Here is an 18410-nt window from a genome sequence, read left to right on the forward strand (position 1 = left end):
AAAAACGCCGACGCCACGTTGCGGGATGGAGTAGAATCGCAGCCAGCGCTAAAGCCGGTATTTGCCAATTACCATGGCGGACCATGGATTCTGTCAGCATTCCCGCACCGCAACAGGTATAAGCAGTGGACAGTCATGTAATGCCGCCATCATCCGTTAGATGACCTTAGCGGATGATGGTAAAAGCTGTCGAGTTATCTGGTTCATGAAGGAAACTCGCCAATGTGAACGGAACAGAGGCGACTTGATGGTCGTGGTGAAATTGATGTTACCTGGCGTTTTTGGCCAGGTTACATCAAGGCCGAGTTCTGGAGATTCGCGTTTTTTGCGAAGCTTCAGCATCGTCCCACCTGTACGACCAGCTTGCTCGCCGGCGTGGAGCGAAGGTTGCGCACGAACAAATTGTTTTGCTCGGAATACATTCCCCACCAATCAGTTTAGCAACTCCCAGCTATCACGGTTCTGTAACCATCGGTAACTAAAATGACACGGAACTGTCACCAAAGTTAAGGAACGCGGACTACAGTAGAGGGTGAACGAACATGACAGGCACGCAACGGCATGACTAGAAGCAACGCCCGCGGGGACGGCCAAACTTCCAGGGAACCACCGCACGTGTGGATTTTAGAGGGGAAGTTGGAATTATATGTTAAAGCAGCATCATCAATGGACACACCGGTTGGCCCAAACGGCCGCTCTGGTGAGTGCCGTGGCGGGTTTTGCCTGGGCCAATCAGACCGTGGCCCACGCCAGCACGCCCGCCATTCCGGACATTTCCGAGTGGCAGGGGCGTCTGTCCGCCAGCCAAGTCGCTAACCTGAAAAATCAGGTCTCCTTCGTCATCAACCGGCGGCAGTACGGGTCCGGCTACCAGGATAAGTACGCCACCAATAATACCAGTTTATACGTGAAGTACGGAATTCCGTTCGGGGAATACGACTACGCCCGGTTCACCAGTGCGGCCAGCGCCAAACGCGAGGCGCAGGACTTCTATGACCGCTCCAACAAGAACGCCCAGTTCTACGTCCTCGACTTCGAAGAGGACGACGTGACCTCGGGGAGCACCAACGCGGCCGTCAAGGCGTGGTATAACGAGATGCGCTCCCTGACCGGCAAGCACCTGGTCTTCTATTCCTACCAAAGCTTCGCCACCAGCTACGCCAACTCGGCGCGCCAGAGCTTTGATGCCCAGTGGATCGCCAACTACTCCTACACGCCCACGATTTCATTTGCCCTGTGGCAGTACACCGACAGCCACTACCTCTCCGCGCTAAACGAATACACGGATAACAGCAAGGCCATGACCAACGTGCACCCGGTCTCCTGGTGGACCGACAGCGTCTCGCTGGCCCTGACGCACACAGGGACTGCGAGTGACGCCAGCGTGGCCAGCACGTCATCGAGCAGCGCGAGCGCTAGCAGCAGTAGTGCCCCGACGACCACCACAAGTCAGTCGGCGGCCATTTCGACGGCTTACAGCCAGTTCAAGGTTGGCCAGCACGTTTACCTGCATAAGGGTGCCAGCACCTACACCGACGGGACGCGGATTCCACGGTCGGTTCGGCAACGGTTCTACCGCATCAGCCGGGTCAAGACCGTCAACCACGGCAGTTCCCAACAGGCCCTGTACCTGGGGGCGCTGGGCAAGTGGATCTACGCGCAGGACGGGACCGGCTACTGGATCGGCAACCACGCGGGCTATCGCCTGAATCATCGGCTCAACGTCTACAGTAACGCCAGCCTGACGCACAAGACGCGAAGTTATTACGTGGCGGGCGATACGGTCCATGGCAAGATTGTCAAGGCGCCGAACGGCCACGCCTACCGGATCAAGACCTACTACGGGTACGTCACGGCCAATACCAAGTACGCCACAGTTGTGAAGTAACGTCAGTGAAGGAGACCAACAAACATCATGATGAAACGAACGAAGAAATTAGTTGTTACGGCCACCACGAGTTTAGCGTTGCTGGCGGCCCTGGGGTCCGGCACCTTGCTGGCGACCCACGCGGCCAACGACGTCAGTTCCGTCGGCCAGACGGCGGCTCCGACAACGGCGACCACCGCGGGGACGAAGCTGACCGCGGCCAGCACGAGTGGCACCCGGCAGAACTACACGGTTGATTACCGGGGAGCCGGCCAAAGTGCCACCTTTCAGAAGCGGACCCTGGGCAGTGCCGGGACCGCGGCTGACGAGGTCAACTACGTCGGGCGTGGCACGCAGGGATCCACGGTGAGCCTGAATCACGGGACGAAAGCCGTGGTCCAGGGCGTCATGGGGCACACCTACGTTCACTGGAACACCGGCAAATGGTCGGTCACGGCGGTCACCAACAACGCCGACCAGACCGGGACGCCGACCCAGTTTGCTAAGCAGGTCAACCAGCAATTGACGCAACAGGACTTGCCGAGCAACGCCACGACCGGTGCGGTCACGGTCTATAGTTCGACCAACGACGATGCGGGCGGTGCCCAGACCAACACGGTCAAGTGGCAGTCCGGTAAGCAGCTTTACACAGTCAGCGGCCAAACGGCGGCCAGCACCGTCAAGTTAGCGCAAAACAGCGACCATTAGCGGCTGCACGGCGTTAACCAGCATCACAGGACCCTTTCCCCCCGGAAGTGGTTCATCCTCATTGAGGCGTCACCGAGACAATATCGGTGGCGCCTTTTTTGTGCGAAGGGGATGGAAGGACAAGCGATGTCACCAAACGGGTCATTGGTTAAATCGGTAAAAAGCGGGTAGCCATGATTTTGACACGGGTGCCTGGCTTTGTTTAAGGGGGACAATCAGCCATTCCGCAACGGCGTGTCGGCTTTTTCCCGTGGCCCACATCGGGGGAATACGCCGATCGAACGTGGTGCCAGTCCCCACAAGATCGCCAGCTGATCGCCGATTCAAGAGCGGTTCGGGGCCTCAATCGTCCGGCCGCTCCCCGGTTGATAGTCTGACCGATGGCCAACCAAACTGTAACTTTGGGTAACGCAATTGCAACTGACTTGTTACGGGATGCACACCTGAATAAGTTACAGTAAGAATGATTTCGGTTTGGAGGTGACCGTGATGGGGAGCACCGTGCACGGGGATGAGCGCACGGTATCACTGGAACGTGGAGTGGGGAAAATTCAGTCATTAAAGTTAGGAAGTGCCATCACATGTTCATTGCACAACAACATCTTACCCGCAAGCTGACCCAGGCGCTCGCAGTCCTGGGCGCCATGGCGGGGTTGGCCTGGGGCGGTCAAACCGTGGCCCACGCCAGTACCCTGGCCATTCCGGACATTTCCGAGTGGCAGGGGAAATTGTCGGCGAGCCAGGTCTCAAACTTGAAAAGTCAAGTTTCCTTCGTCATCAACCGGCGGCAGTACGGGTCGTCCTACCAGGACCTGTACGCGACCAACAACACCGCGCTGTACGTGAAGTACGGAATCCCGTTTGGGGAGTACGACTACGCCCGCTTCACCAGCGTGGCCAGCGCCAAGCAGGAGGCCAAGGACTTTTATAACCGGTCGAATAAGAACGCCAAGTTTTACGCCCTCGACTTTGAAGAAAACGACGTGACGTCGGGCACCACCAACGCCGCGGTCAAGGCCTGGTACGATGAGATGCGGTCACTGACCAGTAAGAACCTGGTCTTCTACTCGTATCAAAGTTTCGCCACGTCTTACGCCAACACGGCGCGGAAGAACTTCGACGCCCAGTGGATTGCCAACTATTCCTCTACGCCGACCATTTCGTTTGCCCTGTGGCAGTACACCGATAGCAACTACCTGTCCGCGCTCGGCGAGTACACCGACAACAGTAAGGCCGAGACGTCCGTTCACCCGATCTCCTGGTGGACCGACAGCGTCACGACGGCCCTGGACCACACCACGGCCACCACGACTTACGCCTACAGCAGTTATCGCAAGGGGCAGCACATTTATCTACATAAAAATGCCTCGAAGTACGTGGATGGGACGGCAATCGCCAGTGCCGACCGGCAGAAGTTTTACAAGATCGATAAGGTCAAGAGCCTGACCCAGTCGAAATCCAAACAGGCCCTGTACATCAGCGCCCTGGGGAAGTGGGTCCTGTCACAGGACGGGACCGGCTACTGGTACGGTCAACACGGGTCGTTTACCCTGAACCGCAAGCTCTACGTCTACTCGGACGCGGCCCTGACCAAGAAGACCGGCGCCTACTACGTCAGTGGGGACACCGTGGCCGGCAAGGTCGTCAAGGCGCCGAGTGGCAAGTCCTACCGGATCAAGACCAGCATCGGGTACATCTCGGCGAACACCCAGTTCTCCGACCACGCCTACTACGAGTCCTTGAACAGTAACAAGCAGATAACCACCAAGAAGAAGCTTTACCAGTACACTGGGACCAGCTTTAAGAAGTCGCAACGTTCGACGGCGGTCGCTAAAGGTAAGAAGTTAACGGTCACGGCGGTCAAGAAGCGGTCGACCGGCTCACGTTACTTCGTTTTGAGTAACGGGAAATACGTCACGGCACTGCAAAGCTACGTTCAAGAATAGGGAGGAATCGACATGCAACGACCAAAGAAATTAATGGTGACCCTGGCCACGAGTCTGGCGGTCCTGGGGTCCGGCACGTTTTTGACCATGCACGCGGCCAACGACGTTAGTTCGGTCAGCCAAACGACCGCGCCGACCACGGCCACGGCTGACAGCACGAAGCTGACCGCCACCAGCGCCAGCGGCACCAAGCAGAACTACACGGTCAAGTACCGCGACAAGACCACGGATCAACAGGCGACCTACCGGAAACAAACGGTGGGGACGACCGCGACGGCCAAGGACGAGGTCGACTACGTGGGCAGCACCACCCAGGGAGCGACCGTGAAGCTGACCGGCAAGACCACGGCGGTGACCCAGGGGGTCATGGGGCACACCTACGTCCACTGGAACACCGGTAAGTGGTCGGTCACGGCAATCACCGATAACGCCGACCAGGCTGGGAACCCGACGCAATTTGCCAAGCAGATCAACCGCCAACTGGCCAAGGCCGACCTGCCGAGCGATGCCAAGACCGGGGCCATCACCGTGTACAGCGGGGATGACGCCAACCAGACCAACACGGTCAAGTGGCAGTCCGGCAAGCAGCTCTACACGGTCAGCGGCCAAACGGCGGCCAGCACCGTCAAGTTGGCGCAAAACAGCGACAACTAGCAGGATGCGTCAAGAAGTTATTCCGTTTAACCGCGGAATAACTTTTTTTATACCCAAAATGACGGGAGAGCTAGTCAGGGCGGTGGAAACGCCGTACACTAGGGGTACTGAAACTTGTAGGGGGAATGAACCTTGAATAAGTTGCGTCAATCCGAATCGGGATTTTCCTGGTTCTATCAACGCTTTTTAAATAATCACATTACCATTCTTTTATTAAACGTCTTTTTGTTCCTATTAGTGGTCAACGAGGTCGTGCAAAACGCCGGGCTCCTGGACCCCATCTGGAAGTTCATCGGCATCGCGGCGCCCGCCATCATCGTGGCCGGCATCCTCTACTACGTCCTGGATCCGTTGGTGCACTGGATGGAGCGGCGCCTACATATTAAGGAGAGCATCGCCATCGCGATTGCCATGGTGGTCACCGTGGCCATTTTGGTTCTGATCTTCTTGAACCTGATTCCGTTTCTAACCAAGCAAACGGCGGGGATCATCGGGTCGCTACCGCAGTTCTCCAACGACGTCATCCACAAACTGAACGCCGCGAACCAGCAGCACCACTGGCTGTCGAACGATAACCTGAACACCATCAATCAGCGGGTCAGCACCTACTTCTCGAAGCGGGGTTGGAACCTGTTGACCGGAACGCTGAGCTCGCTGAGCAACGTGGTGACCACCGTGAGCGACTGGATCATCACGCTAATCACCGCACCGCTGGTCCTGTTCTTCATGCTGAAGGACGGCAGCCGCTTCCCCAAGTACCTGAGTAAGGTCGTGCCGACGGGGTACCGTGACCGGTTCATCGTGATGCTGGACCAGATGAACGTCAAGGTCAGCTCCTACATCCGCGGCCAACTGACCGTGGCGCTGTGCGTGCTGATCATCTTCACCACCGGGTACTCTATCATCGGCTTGAAGTACGCGCTGTTGCTGGGGGTCATCGCGGGGCCATTGAACCTGATCCCGTACTTCGGGTCCGCCATCGCCCTGCTGCCCGCCCTGATCATCGGGGCCATCACCAGCCCGTCCATGTTGCTGGGGGTTGTCATCGTGTACCTGATCGAGTGGGTCCTGGAAACGCAGGTCCTGTCACCGCTGATCATGGGGAACAGCCTGGAAATGCACCCCATCACCATCGTTTTCGTCCTGCTGGCAGCTGGCAAGATGTTCGGCCTGACCGGGGTGGTCCTGGGGGTCCCCGGATTCGCCGTGTTGAAGGTCTTCGTCACGACCATCTTCCACTGGTACCAGGAATACTCCGCCCTGTACCCCGACGTCCTGCCGGATGAGGCGCTAGAAAAACCGGGTGAGGGTCACGTGGAAATCTAATCATCAACGCCAAAGGGAGCAAGTCGTCGCCATGACGGCTTGCTCCCTTTTTGAAAAGAACGCGGTTTATTTAGATGAGGCGGAGTGCTTGCGCCACCGCCGGGGACTGGCCAGCAGGTAGGGCTGCCGGTTCAGTTCGTCCTCGTCGCTGGCGATGGCAATCGCCGTGGTGGTATCGCCCACCACGTTGGCCACCGTCCGGAACATCCCGGAGAACCAGTCGATGCCGGCTAGCAGGGCGATGCTTTCGGTCGGAAGTCCTAGGGTGGGGATGATGATGGCCAGGGCCACCAGACCGCCGCCGGGGACGACCACGGTCCCCAGGCAGGCCAAGACCGCCAGGCTGACGATTTGGACCATCAGTCCCAGCGACAGCTGGATGTTGTAGAGCTGCGTGACCATGGCGCAGACGAGGGCGAGGTACATGGCCAGGCCGTTACTGTTGAGCGCCATGCCCAGGGGCAGCACCAATTGATTGATGCGGTGACTGACGCCGAGGCGTTCGTGGGCGTCCTGCATCTCGATGGGCAGACTGACGGCCGATGAGGTGGTGGTCAGCGCGACCAGCATGATGCGGGAGAACCCGTGCAGCAGGCCGCCCAACGGCACCTTGGCGTACCAGCTGATCAATAGGAAAAGCACCGCCAAGAAGAGGACCGTGCTGAACCCGTAAACAATCAGAAACTTGAGCAATGGCAGTAACGCCGCGGCCCCGCTGTTGGCGACCACGCCCACCATCAAGGCACCGATGCCCACGGGGGCCAGGCGCATGATGAACATGACCAGCTTAGTCGCTAGCTGGTTGATTTGGCGAATCAGCAGCAGGACGTTGTCGAATTCGTGATCCTGGTTCGCCCGGTTCAGGACGATGCCGAAGAGGATGGCGAAGACGATGACCTGAATCACGTTTCCTGCACTCAACGCCGCAAAGATGTTCTGTGGGAAGAAGTTCAGAATCGTGGTCGTCAGGTCGGGGGGCGTCTTCACGGTCGCCGCCTGGTGCTGGACCGTTGCCAGGGTGATTCCGGCACCGGGGCGAAAGACCTGCCCCATGACCAACCCGATCACGGCGGCAATCACCGTGGTGATCAGGAACCACAGCGCGGTCTTGAGCCCCAGCTTGCCCAGGGCTTGGCTTTCCAACCCGGCGATGGCCTCGATGACGGCGCCGAAGATCAAGAGCACCACGGTCATCTGAATCAACCGTAAGAAGATGTCGCCCAGAATTTTGATCCCGGCAATTTGGGGACCGAAGAGCAGGCCAATCAGGATGCCGCCGACCATGCCCAGCATGATTTGACTGGTGAGACTCAGGCGTTTCATCGGACGGTCACCTCCTGGGTCACGTAGGCCTGCGCCTGCAGGCTCGCGGTCAGCAGGTGGATGCCGGCTTCCAGGTCAGCCGGGGCGGTGAACTCGGCCGGGGCGTGACTGATGCCGGCCACGCTGGGCACGAAGATCATGGCCGTGGGGGTCACCCGGCTCATGATGCCACTGTCGTGACCGGCACCGCTGACCAGCTGTTGGCTGGTGAGGCCGAGTCGGTCGGCCAGTCGCTGGTTCGTGGCCAGCAAGGCGGAATCGAACACGACCGGGTCGTCCTGGACCCAGCGGTTGATGGCCAGGGTCAGGGTGGCGTCGGGCACCTGGTGAGCCTCCTGGTGAATCAGGTCTTCAAACCGGGTCAGCACCTCGTTATCCGCGTGGCGAAAGTCCACGGTGAAGCTGACGCGGCCGGGAATCACGTTGGGGGTGTTGGGGGTCACGTCGAGCCGTCCCACGGTAAACGTCAGGTCGGGACTTAACGTGGCAGCCAGTGTGCGGAGCCGGTTGATCAGCCAAACGGCGGCCTGCAGGGCGTCGTGGCGCTGGGCCATCGGGGTGGTGCCAGCGTGGTTGGCAACGCCCTGAAGCGTGATGGTCAGGCGCCGCTGGCCGACCAACCCGGTGACCAGCCCGATTTGACGCCGGGCTTGTTCCAAGCGGGGGCCCTGTTCGATGTGCAGTTCCGTGAAGGACTGGGGCAGGGCCGGTCGCGCGTGGTGCACGTTGGGCAGCGCCAGTAATTGGGTGACCGCCGCATGTTGGGCGGTCGCCAAGGTTGTGCCCGTGGCGTCGGTCAAGGTCCCGTCGACGGCTTGGTGGGTGTAGTGTTTGGAGCCGCTAAAGGTGACGGGGAAACGACTACCCTCCTCTTCGCTAAAGGAAATCAGCCGGAGGGTGTGGTCGGGTTGGCCGGATCGCTGCTGAAGCGTGGTGAGAGCCTGAAACCCGCCCAACACGCCGTACAGCCCGTCGAACCGGCCGCCGTCGACCACGGTGTCCATGTGGGAACCGGTGGCAATCACGGTGCTCGGGTCGCGGCCAATTAAATCTAGGTAGACGGTCCCAAAGTCGTCCACGGTCGCTTGGAGGCCGGCGTCCTGGCCCCAACGGATCAGGGCGGTCTGGGCACGCACCCAGGCGGGAGTGTAAACCAACCGGTTTTGCCCCGGCTGGCTGCCAGCCAGGGCGGTAATCGTCACGAGGGTTTCTCCAAAGGATATTGGTTTCATGGTTAGGCCTTGCTGATGCCGGTCAGGGGTGACGAGGCGACGGCGCCCTGGGTGATGACCCGGCCCGGTCCGGCGAGGTGGGCCTTGCGTCCAGCCTCGACGGCGAGGCGGAAGGCGTCGGCCATCAGGGGAATGTTGGCGGCCGTGGCCATCGAGGTGTTGGCCATGATGGCGTCCGCGCCCATTTCCATGGCTTCGGCGGCCTGACTCGGCCGACCGATGCCGGCGTCGATGATCACCGGCACGTCGATCTCGTCGATGAGCAGTTGAATCAGCGACTTAGTGGCCAGTCCCTGGTTGGTGCCGATGGGGGCGGCCAGTGGCATGACCGTGGCGGCGCCGGCGTCGACTAGCTGCTTGGCAACGTTCAGGTCGGGTAAGATGTACGGCATGACGATGAAGCCTTCGTTGGCCAGGACTTCCGTGGCCTGCAGGGTGGCCTGGTTATCCGGCATTAAGTACTTTTTATCGGGGACGACCTCCAACTTGATGAAGTCGCTGCCGCTAAGCTCGCGGGCCAGCCGTGCGGTCCGGATGGCCTCCTCGGCCGTGGCGGAACCCGAGGTGTTCGGCAGGATCGTGACGCCTTCGGGAATGAAGTTCAGGATGTTGTCCTCGGCGTTGGTGGTGTGGCGTAAGGCCATGGTGATGATCTGGGCGTGGGCGTTCTTCACGGCGGCGTCGATCAGGTCGTAGGAATACTTGCCGGATCCCAGGATGAAGCGGGACGTGAAGGTGTGACCACCAATCGTTAAGGCATCTGTTGCGTTGTTCATCATCGTAAATATCTCCTTTGTCTAAATCGTGGATTGACCAAGAATCAAACGGGTGACCATGTTGGCCTCGTGGCCCGCGGCAATCATCACCCGGGGCGCCATGAGGCCCTCGGCACCGGTAGACGTACCGTCGCCCGCGATGTAGAGGTGCTCGCGCACGCGCTTGGTGACGATGGTGTTGGCGCTGTGGACGCCGGCCATGCCGGTCGCCATGACCAGTGGGACCTGCGGGTAGACGCCGCTCAGGGTGTCGAGGAGCATGGCCTTGGCGGCAGGATCGTCGAAGGCCTCACAGATGACGGTGGCCCCGGCGAAGAGGTCGGCGACATTGGCGGGGGTGATCTTGGCGATGACGGCGTGAACCGTCACGAAGGGATTGAACTCCTGGAGGTTTTGCTTGAGGGCCGTGACCTTGGGCATACCGACCTGGCTTAACTTGTACTGCTGGCGGTTGAGGTTGCTGAGCTCGACGCTGTCAAAGTCAATCAGGGTCAGCTCGCCCACGCCGATGCGGGCCAGGGCAATGGCCACGTTGGAGCCCAAGCCCCCGGCGCCGGCGATGATGACGTGGGCCGCCGCCAACGCGGTGGTGCTGTCGGCAACGTTGCGGTCCTTCATGTTGGCGTAGACCGTGTCCAGGGCGAGACCTTGTAAATGAGTGGGGGTCATGTGCGGGCCCCCTAACGACCGCCGCCGACGAACGAGATGAGTTCGACGCGGTCGTCGGTGTGCAGGGTGGTCGTGGCAAAGGCGGGACGGTGGATAATCTGGCCGTTGAGCTCGACGACTAGGTTATCGATGGGTGCGTGACGCTGGGTGAGTAAGGCCAGAATGGTCTGACCGGCTTGATTGGCGACGGATTCGCCGTTAACTGAAATCAAAAAAAGGGCCCCTTTCTGGATGGCCGAAGAAAGGGGTCCAAAATGGGACCGAAAGCCCGGTCGCTGGTTAATGGGCTCAACGACCTCAGACCTTCGATTTTTCAGAACGTGCTTCCTTCGGTAGTGCGAACTACATCAGGTTCGATGGGTCTATTCTCAGCCAAATGGCACCCCAGACGAACTTATTTGTTGCGATATGATGGGGTCAAACTGACCCGTCACATTATTTATAGTCAACTCTGTGTGGAATGTCAAGCAAAAGCATCGGCTGGACGAAACGCCGGTCCTCTGCTAATCTGGAGAAAATTGGGAAACAGGATCTGGAGGAGACGACTCATGACCATGACCAGCCGACCGTTGTACCTAGTCACCGACCGCTTAGATAACACCCCCGCGGAATTTTTGCGCCAAATCGACGCCGCCTGTCGGGGTGGGGTGGACCTGATTCAATTACGGGAGAAAACCGTTAGCAGTCGCGAGTATTATAAACTGGCTAAAAGTGTGAAAGAAATTACTGACCGTTACCAACGGCCCTTACTAATCGATGATCGCTTAGACGTGGCCCAAGCCGTCGATGCGGCGGGGGTTCACCTGGGGCAGACGGACCTCCCGGTGGCGGTGGCCCGGCGGATCCTGGGACCGGATAAGCTGATTGGCGCCACGGCCAAGACCCTGGAACAGGCCCAAGCAGCGGTGGCCCAAGGCGCCGACTATCTAGGCGTGGGGGCGATTTTCCCGACCACCACCCACGTTCAGACCGTCCACACCAGCGTGGCGACGTTGACGGCCATTCGCCAGGCCGTGCCGATTCCGGTCTACGCGATCGGCGGCTTGAACGCCACCAACGTGGCCGCCGTGGCGCCCGCGGGCGTGGCGGGGGTGGCCGTGGTCTCGGCCATTATGAAGGCGGCGAATCCCGAAGCGGCCGCCCGGGCGTTGCGTCAACGGGTGTTAACGGTGATTGGGTGACGGGGTCAGGCCGATGGGTGAGGACCGACCATTTTGAGAGACAACGGGGCAAGCAGGCAGACAGTTCTCTACTTTGGAGAATTGGCTGCCTGCTTTTTTTTCGCCGTTGAGTAGCAGCCCATGTGCTATTTTGTGACCAAGCTTAACGTCAGGTTAACGGATAAGGGGCCCTTTAGTTTTCGATAAGCCGGGTTTGGTATAACCGATTCATGGCTTTAGACGGATTTTGTCAAGCACACGAAAAATGGAGGCGACCTCATGAATTTTTGTAAACGCGCCTGGTTAAACGTCTGGGCGAAGAAGGGCCGTTCGATTCTGTTAATTTTGGTGTCGGCGGCCATTTTGATGTTCGTGCTCGCGGGGCTGTTGATCCGCAGTGCGGCCATCAAGGCGACCGACCAGGCCAAGGCCGACGTTGGCGCGACCGTGACCCTGTCGGCCAACCGGCAGGCGGCTTTTAAGAAGATGCAGAGCAGCAGTAGCAGCTCGTCATCGAAGAGCAGCCGGCCGAAGATGACGCTGACGCCGGTCAAATTGAGCGACGCGACCAAGATTGCGGCGCTGAGCAACGTTGGCAGCTACAACGTGACCAGTAGCACCTCGGTCAACGCGAAGTCCTACGACACCGTGTCGACCAGTACCGGGATGGGCAGCGGCAATAGTGGGGGTCCCGGCGGCATGAAGTCGACGACCAGTTCCGGCGACACCGCCATCACCGGGGTCTCCGCGACCAGCCTGACCAGCGACTTTAGCGACAAGCAGAGCAAGATCGTGAAGGGCCGCGGCATCACCACCGCCGATAAGAACACCAACCACGTGGTGATCGAAAAGGACCTGGCGAGCCAAAACGACCTGAGCGTTGGCGACACCATCAAGGTCAAGGAGACCAGTGGCAGCAAGTCGACGGTCAGCCTGAAGGTCGTCGGCATCTACAAGGCCAGCTCGACCAGCGCCAGCAGCGCGGGCCCGATGAGCACCGACCCGGCGAACACGATGTACACCTCGTACACCCTGGCCAACACCTTCAAGGGCAGCAAGTACCAGGGTACCGCGGATTCGGTGGTCTTTAACGTGACCACGCCTAGCAAGGTCAGCAGCGTGAAGACTGCTGGTAAGAAGCTGATCAACACCAGCAAGTACGCGCTGAGTACCGACGACTCGAGCTACCAGACGGTCAAGTCGTCGATGGCCAGCGTCGAAAGTTTTGCCAACAAGATCGTTTGGCTGGTAGCAATTGCCGGTACCATCATCCTGGCCTTGATCGTCATCCTGATGATCCGTGAGCGCCGGTTCGAAATTGGCGTGCTCCTTTCCCTAGGGGAAGCGCGGTGGAAGATCGTGGCCCAATTCTTCACCGAAATGGTGATGGTCCTGGTGGTCGCTCTGGCGATTGCCGGTGCCGGGGGCAAGTTCGTCGGCAACCAGCTGGGGTCCCAACTGGTCTCGCAGACGGCGACGACCACCCAGACCACCAGTAGCAGTTCGAACCAACCGGGTGGCGGCGGCCAAAACGGCGGCCAACCGAGTGGTCAGATGGGTCACGGGGGTCCGGGCAGCACCAGTAGCAGCAGTACCCAGCAAGCGAAGACCAAGTTGGCCATCACGGTCAGTGCGGTCGACCTGGCGGAACTGGGCGGCTTTGGTCTTGCGATTACCTTCCTGTCGATCATGATCGCCTCGGGCGGGATCCTGCGACTGGAACCGAAGAAAGTGCTGATTTCCTAAGGAGGACCTGCCATGTTAAAAACACAAGATTTGGGTTACTGGTACCAAACGGCTAACGAGCCGCTGTTTCAAAACGTGAACCTCACCTTTGACGTGGGCAAGTCCTACGCCATCCTGGGCCACAGTGGGACCGGGAAGACCACGTTTCTGTCGCTGATTGCCGGGCTGGACAAGCCCAAGACCGGGGAGATCCTGTTGGAAGACCGATCTCTCAAGCAGATTGGCTTGACCAACTACCGCCGGCATGACGTGGCCATCGTTTTTCAGGCCTACAACCTGTTCACCTACATGTCACCGCTGGACAATCTCTTGACGGCGATGGCCATCACCAATGCCAAACACGCGGGGGACAAGGCGTATGCGCGCCAGATCTTAAAGGACCTGGGCATCGCGGACGACCAGTTGACCCGTAACGTTCAACACCTCTCCGGGGGCCAGCAGCAACGGGTCGCGATTGCGCGGACCATGGCCTGCGACGCCCAGCTGGTCGTGGCCGACGAACCCACTGGGAACCTGGACGAGGACAACACCCGAGCGGTCATCGCCCAGTTCCAAAAAATCGCCCACGAGCAACACAAGTGTGTCATCATCGTGACCCACGAACCGGACGTGGCGGCCCAATGTGACCACCAGTTTCGGCTGGAGAACAAGCGGTTTAAACAGTTAGCTTAATTGAAAAGCAGGGGGCCAAGACGGTTCGAACAATCTTGGAACTCATGATGTGTCACCATACAATGCGAAAAGGGCCTGGATTTTTGTCCAGACCCTTTTCGCATTGTATGGGTGCATGGTTTTCGGAGCTTCAAGTCGTGCCCACGGTCGTCACGGCCCAGCTGAGCGGAAGCAATCGGCACGTCGCGTAGATGATTATTCTTCGGGTTGGTGCTGCTTGGCGGTCAGCTGGTCCACGTCGATGCGGATGGCGCCCAGGTGGCTGAGGTCCTTGTGGGTCAGGTCCAGGTGCGCCTGGTCGCCGGCCTCATGGCGCAGTAGGAGTTGGAGGGCCTGGGCCTTCTCCTGGTGATCGGTGAGGAGTGTCGCGGTCCCCGTTCCCAGCACGCTCTTGAACCAGTAGGTGCAGCTGTTGGCCGTGTGCTCGAACGCCCGGTCGGCGACGATGCTGAAGGCCACGTGCGGGTCGGCAGCAATCAGGGTCCGCTTCTTACCGACCGGTGCGCCGTGGACGTAGAAGTGCAGTTGGTCGGCCTCGTCGAAGACGTAGCCATAGTTGACCGGGACCACGTACGGGTAGACGCCGTCGTTTAAGGCGAGCTGAAGTACGTGTCCCGCCTGGATGAATTGGTGAATCTGGGTGCGATCGGTAACGGCTTGTTGTGGTTGATGCATGATAAATCCCTCCCTATAAATTCATTATAGGCTTCACAATTATCGACGACCCACGGGAAGTGAAAATAATTGTCTGGGAAAAACGGGCGCGCTATAATAATCCTAAGTTTTTGAAAAATGAACGATAGTCAATTATAGAAGAAGGTTAAAACATGACGGTATTTAGTGCGTTTACCGATGATGAGATTGTGGCTTACCTGCGCGAACAGGTCCCGGACGGCACGGTCAGCACCGACGTGAAAACGCTGACGCAACAGTCGTTTAACGCGAATGCTTCGGGGGGTGCCGGGCACCTCGCCCGGGCGTTTGTCGAGGTGGCGAGCGTCACGGACATTCAGGGGGTCTTACGGACGGCTCGAAAGTTTCATATCGCGGTGGTCCCTCAGACCACGGCGACCAGTACGGTGATGGGCTCCGATGGCATTGACGGCGCCATCATCTTGTCGACCCGCAAGCTGAACCGAATCTTAGAGATCAGCAAGGACGATTCGCTGGCCGTGGTCCAACCCGGTGTCGTGAATGGCGACCTGGACCAAGCCGCCCGCAAGCAGGGGTTGTTCTACGCGCCAGATCCCGGTTCTAAGCCCATCTCGTCGATTGGGGGCAACGTCTCAACCAACGCGGGGGGGATGAGTACCGTGCGGTATGGCGCCACCAAGGATAACGTGCTGGGGCTAAAGGCCGTGCTGGCGGATGGCCGGACGATTTCCCTGGGCGGGCGCACTTTGAAGCAGGCCTTCGGGTACGACCTGACACAACTGTTCATCGGGTCCGAGGGGACGCTGGGTATCGTGTACGAGGTGACGGTCAAGCTGTTGCCAATTCCGCTGGGCAAGTCGATCATGGGACTGGCCTTCTTCGAAAACATGACGCAACTGGCCAAGGCCGTGGCGGCCATCCGGATGTCCGGGGTCTACCCGACCATGTTGGAGGCCCTCGACGGTAACACGGTGGCGGCGTTGGATCGGTACGAAAAGACGCACTACGCCGATAATAGCGGGGCCATGCTAATCTTCCGTTTGGACGGGAGCAGCGATGAGAACGTCCAGGTCTTACAAGACTTGTTGGCGCAGTACCAGGGGCAAAACGTGCAGGTCACCACGGACCCGCAGGAACAGGGGCAGCTGGAGCAGTTGCGGCGTGACATGTTGCCGGCCGTCTTTGCCGGACGCAACCACTTGATGGAGGACATGGCGCTGCCGTTGTCACAATTGGCCCCGATGATGGACTACTTGCAGGACCTAAGTCAGCGGCTGGGTGTGCAAATCTACACCGCCGGGCACGCAGGTGACGGGAACGTCCACCCGACCTTCGTCTGGAATCAGGACCAGGCCGAAGTCCCGGATGCGGTCCTGGAAGCCTTGCGCCAGGCCTTCCGTAAGACGCTGGAGCTGGGCGGCACCATCTCCGGAGAACACGCCGTGGGGATGATGAAGAACCAGTGGAACAACGCCGAATTGGGGGCCAACGTCGATTACCTGCAGCACCAGATTAAGACGCTGTTCGACCCGATGAACCTGTTGAACCCGAAGCGAAAGATTGATTAGCCGTCTTATCAGAAATTGATATAGAAAGTGAGTAAACGCGATTATCAAAAACGTTGGCTCACTTTTTTTGATAACGCTCGGAATAGTGGGACGCCTTTAATGGGTGAAAACGAAAAAAATGGACAGGTAAATTGTCAGACTAAGTGATGATTGGTCTAGATATGTTAGGCGTCATCCGGACGGCTTTTGCTGGATTTATCGGGCGACCGGTAAGGGCTCGGTTGTGTGGCTTACCGCCGAAACTTTGGGTTTTCAGCGGACAAACGCCGGGATTTTCGTTACAATTGGAAGCGAATGCAATTTTCGACTGCCGGGAAAACAACCGGTTGAACTCCAGCCACGAAAGGAAGAAGAACATGACCGCAACAGAATGGTGGCGTCAGGCCGTGGGGTACGAGATCTACCCCCAAAGCTTTTTTGATAGTAACCACGATGGCATCGGGGACCTGCCCGGCATCCAAAGCAAGGTTGCCTACCTGCAGTCCCTGGGCGTGGACTTCGTGTGGCTGGCATCGTTTTATCCCTCGGGTCACGTGGATAGCGGGTACGACGTCACCGACTACCGCAACGTCGACCCGCAGTTCGGGACCCTGGCCGACTTCGATGCCCTGGTGACGGCGCTGCACGCCGTTAACATCAAGGTGGTCATCGATCTGGCCCTGAATCACACTTCAATTCAGCACCCCTGGTTCCAGGCCGCCCAGCGCGACCGGACCAGCGCCTATCACGACTACTACATCTGGCGGGACAGCGACGGCACGACGCTGCCCAACAACTGGGAGTCGGTCTTCGGCACGTCCGCTTGGACGCCGAATCCGGCGACCGGCGAGGCCTACCTGCACTCCTTTGCCCCCGAACAACCTGACCTGAATTGGGAGAATCCGGCCGTGCAACGGGAAATGGCGGACATCGTGCAGTGGTGGGCCAATCGCCACGTCGACGGTTTTCGGTTCGATGGGGTGACCCACCTCAAGAAGTGCGCCGACTTTGCCGACGTGGCCCATCCGCGGACGGACTACTATCGGGACCTCGCCGGGGTGGGGCCGTACCTGGCCGCCCTACGGCCCGTACTTCAGCGCAATCACCTGGTCGCCATTGGCGAGGCCGGGGGCATCGACATGGCCACCGCTAAGCAGTGGTTGGACCCGGAGAACGGGTACTTCGACCTCTTACTCGAGTTCGACCACGTCCACTTCTGGGAGACGGCCGAGCCCAAGTTGCCGGTGGCCGATCTGCGGGCGAATATGTCCAAATGGCAGGTCGCTTTGGAAGGCTACGCGTGGAACGCCCTGTTCATCGAGAACCACGACTTGCCCCGCGCCGTGTCCTACTACGGCGACGGCACGGCCTATCCGCGGCGCTCGGCGCAGGCGCTGGGAATGTGGTACATGTTGATGAAGGGGACCCCCTTCATCTACCAGGGCCAGGAGTTGGGGTTGCCCAACGCGCACTTTAAACGGCTGGACGACTACCGAGACCTGGATAGCCTGAACTACTACCACCGTCAGCTGGCGGCCGGTGTGCCGGAAACGGCGATTCTGGCGCAGCTCGCGACCAAGAGTCGGGACAACGCCCGGACGCCGCTGCCCTGGACGCCGGACGAGTACGGCGGCTTCTCGACCCACCAGCCCTGGATCGGACTGACGCCGGGCTTGGCCACCCGCAACGTGGCCACCGAGCAGCAGGATCCCCATTCGGTCCTGACGTTCTACCAACAGCTGATTCAATTCAAAAAGGCGATTCCGGCGCTGCAATCCGGCCGGTATGAGCTGATCGACACCCAGGATAACCAGTTATACGTTTACCGGCGGACCCTCAATGGTGACAACTGGCAGGTTGTGGTCAATATGAGCAGTCAGGTCGCGACCACTCAGGAGTTCGACCTGACGGCCAGCGAGCTGATTCTGACCAATCTCCGGGTTGATGCGGACTCGGATGATCAGGTCATCCAGCCCTGGGAGGCCCGGTTATACCATTTGAGAAAGGTTGAGCAATAAGCATCGGGGGGCGTTCACCTGACGAGGTGGGCGCCCCCTTTGAAAATTGTCGGGCCAAAAACATTAATTGGGTTGTTTTTTCTATAAAATTTATTATTAACCTTGCATTTCA

Annotated in this window: 16 protein-coding genes and 1 riboswitch; of the genes, 10 read left to right on the forward strand and 6 right to left on the reverse strand. The window is 59.1% G+C overall.

The genetic code is table 11. The features are described from left to right. Positions 1–646: 646 nt before the first annotated feature. The 5 genes from FD37_RS12590 (at position 647) to FD37_RS05320 (ending at position 6501) form a co-directional block, all read left to right on the forward strand. Complete coding sequence (locus FD37_RS12590) at positions 647–1888, forward strand: GH25 family lysozyme (protein ID WP_082605132.1); 1242 nt, start codon at positions 647–649, stop codon at positions 1886–1888. Between the two features lie 27 nt (positions 1889–1915). After that, positions 1916–2575, forward strand: coding sequence for a hypothetical protein (locus tag FD37_RS05305; protein WP_225436333.1), 660 nt, complete (start codon positions 1916–1918; stop codon positions 2573–2575). Positions 2576–3156: 581 nt separating this feature from the next. Further along, complete coding sequence (locus FD37_RS05310; protein ID WP_056963975.1) at positions 3157–4521, forward strand: GH25 family lysozyme; 1365 nt, start codon at positions 3157–3159, stop codon at positions 4519–4521. Between the two features lie 12 nt (positions 4522–4533). Continuing rightward, positions 4534–5175, forward strand: coding sequence for a hypothetical protein (locus FD37_RS05315; protein WP_056963977.1), 642 nt, complete (start codon positions 4534–4536; stop codon positions 5173–5175). A gap of 132 nt (positions 5176–5307) precedes the next feature. Then, complete coding sequence (locus FD37_RS05320) at positions 5308–6501, forward strand: AI-2E family transporter (RefSeq protein ID WP_056963979.1); 1194 nt, start codon at positions 5308–5310, stop codon at positions 6499–6501. A 66-nt stretch (positions 6502–6567) separates the two neighbouring features. Here FD37_RS05320 and FD37_RS05325 read toward each other — a convergent pair whose 3' ends face one another. Genes FD37_RS05325 through thiS form a run of 5 tightly spaced genes read right to left on the reverse strand, consistent with a single transcriptional unit; the run spans position 6568 to position 10713 of the window. Beyond that, positions 6568–7824, reverse strand: coding sequence for a dicarboxylate/amino acid:cation symporter (locus FD37_RS05325; protein WP_045807514.1), 1257 nt, complete (start codon positions 7822–7824; stop codon positions 6568–6570). After that, on the reverse strand, positions 7821–9026 hold the full coding sequence (locus FD37_RS05330) for a M20 family metallo-hydrolase (protein ID WP_225436334.1): 1206 nt from the start codon (positions 9024–9026) through the stop codon (positions 7821–7823). Before FD37_RS05330 ends, FD37_RS05325 begins: the two co-directional genes overlap by 4 nt. 32 nt (positions 9027–9058) lie before the next feature. Then, positions 9059–9832, reverse strand: a complete 774-nt coding sequence (locus FD37_RS05335) for a thiazole synthase (RefSeq protein ID WP_056964138.1) — start codon at positions 9830–9832, stop codon at positions 9059–9061. A gap of 21 nt (positions 9833–9853) precedes the next feature. Then, the gene (gene thiF / locus FD37_RS05340; protein ID WP_056963984.1) at positions 9854–10501 is read right to left on the reverse strand and encodes a sulfur carrier protein ThiS adenylyltransferase ThiF; all 648 of its coding nucleotides are present in this window, start codon (positions 10499–10501) and stop codon (positions 9854–9856) included. A gap of 11 nt (positions 10502–10512) precedes the next feature. Further along, a complete protein-coding gene (gene thiS, locus FD37_RS05345) occupies positions 10513–10713 on the reverse strand; it encodes a sulfur carrier protein ThiS (RefSeq protein WP_045807511.1) in 201 nt (66 codons plus the stop codon). A 94-nt stretch (positions 10714–10807) separates the two neighbouring features. Continuing rightward, positions 10808–10898, reverse strand: a riboswitch (TPP riboswitch). Positions 10899–11049: 151 nt separating this feature from the next. Between thiS and thiE the strand changes: the two genes are divergently transcribed. From thiE to FD37_RS05360, 3 genes are all read left to right on the forward strand, one after another. Then, on the forward strand, positions 11050–11682 hold the full coding sequence (gene thiE / locus FD37_RS05350; RefSeq protein ID WP_056963986.1) for a thiamine phosphate synthase: 633 nt from the start codon (positions 11050–11052) through the stop codon (positions 11680–11682). Between the two features lie 258 nt (positions 11683–11940). Beyond that, positions 11941–13407 carry an ABC transporter permease gene (locus tag FD37_RS05355; protein ID WP_056963988.1) on the forward strand — a complete coding sequence of 489 codons (1467 nt, stop codon included), beginning with the start codon at positions 11941–11943 and terminating at the stop codon, positions 13405–13407. A gap of 12 nt (positions 13408–13419) precedes the next feature. Next, positions 13420–14079, forward strand: a complete 660-nt coding sequence (locus tag FD37_RS05360) for an ABC transporter ATP-binding protein (RefSeq protein ID WP_056963990.1) — start codon at positions 13420–13422, stop codon at positions 14077–14079. Positions 14080–14274: 195 nt separating this feature from the next. Here the strand turns inward: FD37_RS05360 and FD37_RS05365 are convergent, their stop codons facing one another. Further along, the gene (locus tag FD37_RS05365) at positions 14275–14754 is read right to left on the reverse strand and encodes a pyridoxamine 5'-phosphate oxidase family protein (RefSeq protein ID WP_056963992.1); all 480 of its coding nucleotides are present in this window, start codon (positions 14752–14754) and stop codon (positions 14275–14277) included. A gap of 152 nt (positions 14755–14906) precedes the next feature. Here FD37_RS05365 and FD37_RS05370 point away from each other — a divergent pair, with 152 nt between their 5' ends. Then, a complete protein-coding gene (locus tag FD37_RS05370) occupies positions 14907–16301 on the forward strand; it encodes an FAD-binding oxidoreductase (protein ID WP_056963995.1) in 1395 nt (464 codons plus the stop codon). Between the two features lie 356 nt (positions 16302–16657). Further along, the gene (locus tag FD37_RS05375; protein ID WP_056963997.1) at positions 16658–18298 is read left to right on the forward strand and encodes an alpha-glucosidase; all 1641 of its coding nucleotides are present in this window, start codon (positions 16658–16660) and stop codon (positions 18296–18298) included. Positions 18299–18410: the final 112 nt, after the last annotated feature.

The organism is Levilactobacillus spicheri DSM 15429, from assembly GCF_001435095.1.
In the GTDB taxonomy this organism is placed as follows: Bacteria; Bacillota; Bacilli; order Lactobacillales; family Lactobacillaceae; genus Levilactobacillus; species Levilactobacillus spicheri.

What these genes read in the sequence shown, in the direction of transcription:
- FD37_RS12590 (WP_082605132.1), top strand. Translation starts at nt 647, where the DNA reads ATGTTAAAGCAGCATCATCAATGGACACACCGGTTGGCCCAAACGGCC.
- FD37_RS05305 (WP_225436333.1), top strand. Translation starts at nt 1,916, where the DNA reads ATGATGAAACGAACGAAGAAATTAGTTGTTACGGCCACCACGAGTTTA.
- FD37_RS05310 (WP_056963975.1), top strand. Translation starts at nt 3,157, where the DNA reads ATGTTCATTGCACAACAACATCTTACCCGCAAGCTGACCCAGGCGCTC.
- FD37_RS05315 (WP_056963977.1), top strand. Translation starts at nt 4,534, where the DNA reads ATGCAACGACCAAAGAAATTAATGGTGACCCTGGCCACGAGTCTGGCG.
- FD37_RS05325 (WP_045807514.1), bottom strand. Translation starts at nt 7,824, where the DNA reads ATGAAACGCCTGAGTCTCACCAGTCAAATCATGCTGGGCATGGTCGGC.
- FD37_RS05335 (WP_056964138.1), bottom strand. Translation starts at nt 9,832, where the DNA reads ATGAACAACGCAACAGATGCCTTAACGATTGGTGGTCACACCTTCACG.
- thiF (WP_056963984.1), bottom strand. Translation starts at nt 10,501, where the DNA reads ATGACCCCCACTCATTTACAAGGTCTCGCCCTGGACACGGTCTACGCC.
- thiE (WP_056963986.1), top strand. Translation starts at nt 11,050, where the DNA reads ATGACCATGACCAGCCGACCGTTGTACCTAGTCACCGACCGCTTAGAT.
- FD37_RS05355 (WP_056963988.1), top strand. Translation starts at nt 11,941, where the DNA reads ATGAATTTTTGTAAACGCGCCTGGTTAAACGTCTGGGCGAAGAAGGGC.
- FD37_RS05360 (WP_056963990.1), top strand. Translation starts at nt 13,420, where the DNA reads ATGTTAAAAACACAAGATTTGGGTTACTGGTACCAAACGGCTAACGAG.
- FD37_RS05365 (WP_056963992.1), bottom strand. Translation starts at nt 14,754, where the DNA reads ATGCATCAACCACAACAAGCCGTTACCGATCGCACCCAGATTCACCAA.
- FD37_RS05370 (WP_056963995.1), top strand. Translation starts at nt 14,907, where the DNA reads ATGACGGTATTTAGTGCGTTTACCGATGATGAGATTGTGGCTTACCTG.
- FD37_RS05375 (WP_056963997.1), top strand. Translation starts at nt 16,658, where the DNA reads ATGACCGCAACAGAATGGTGGCGTCAGGCCGTGGGGTACGAGATCTAC.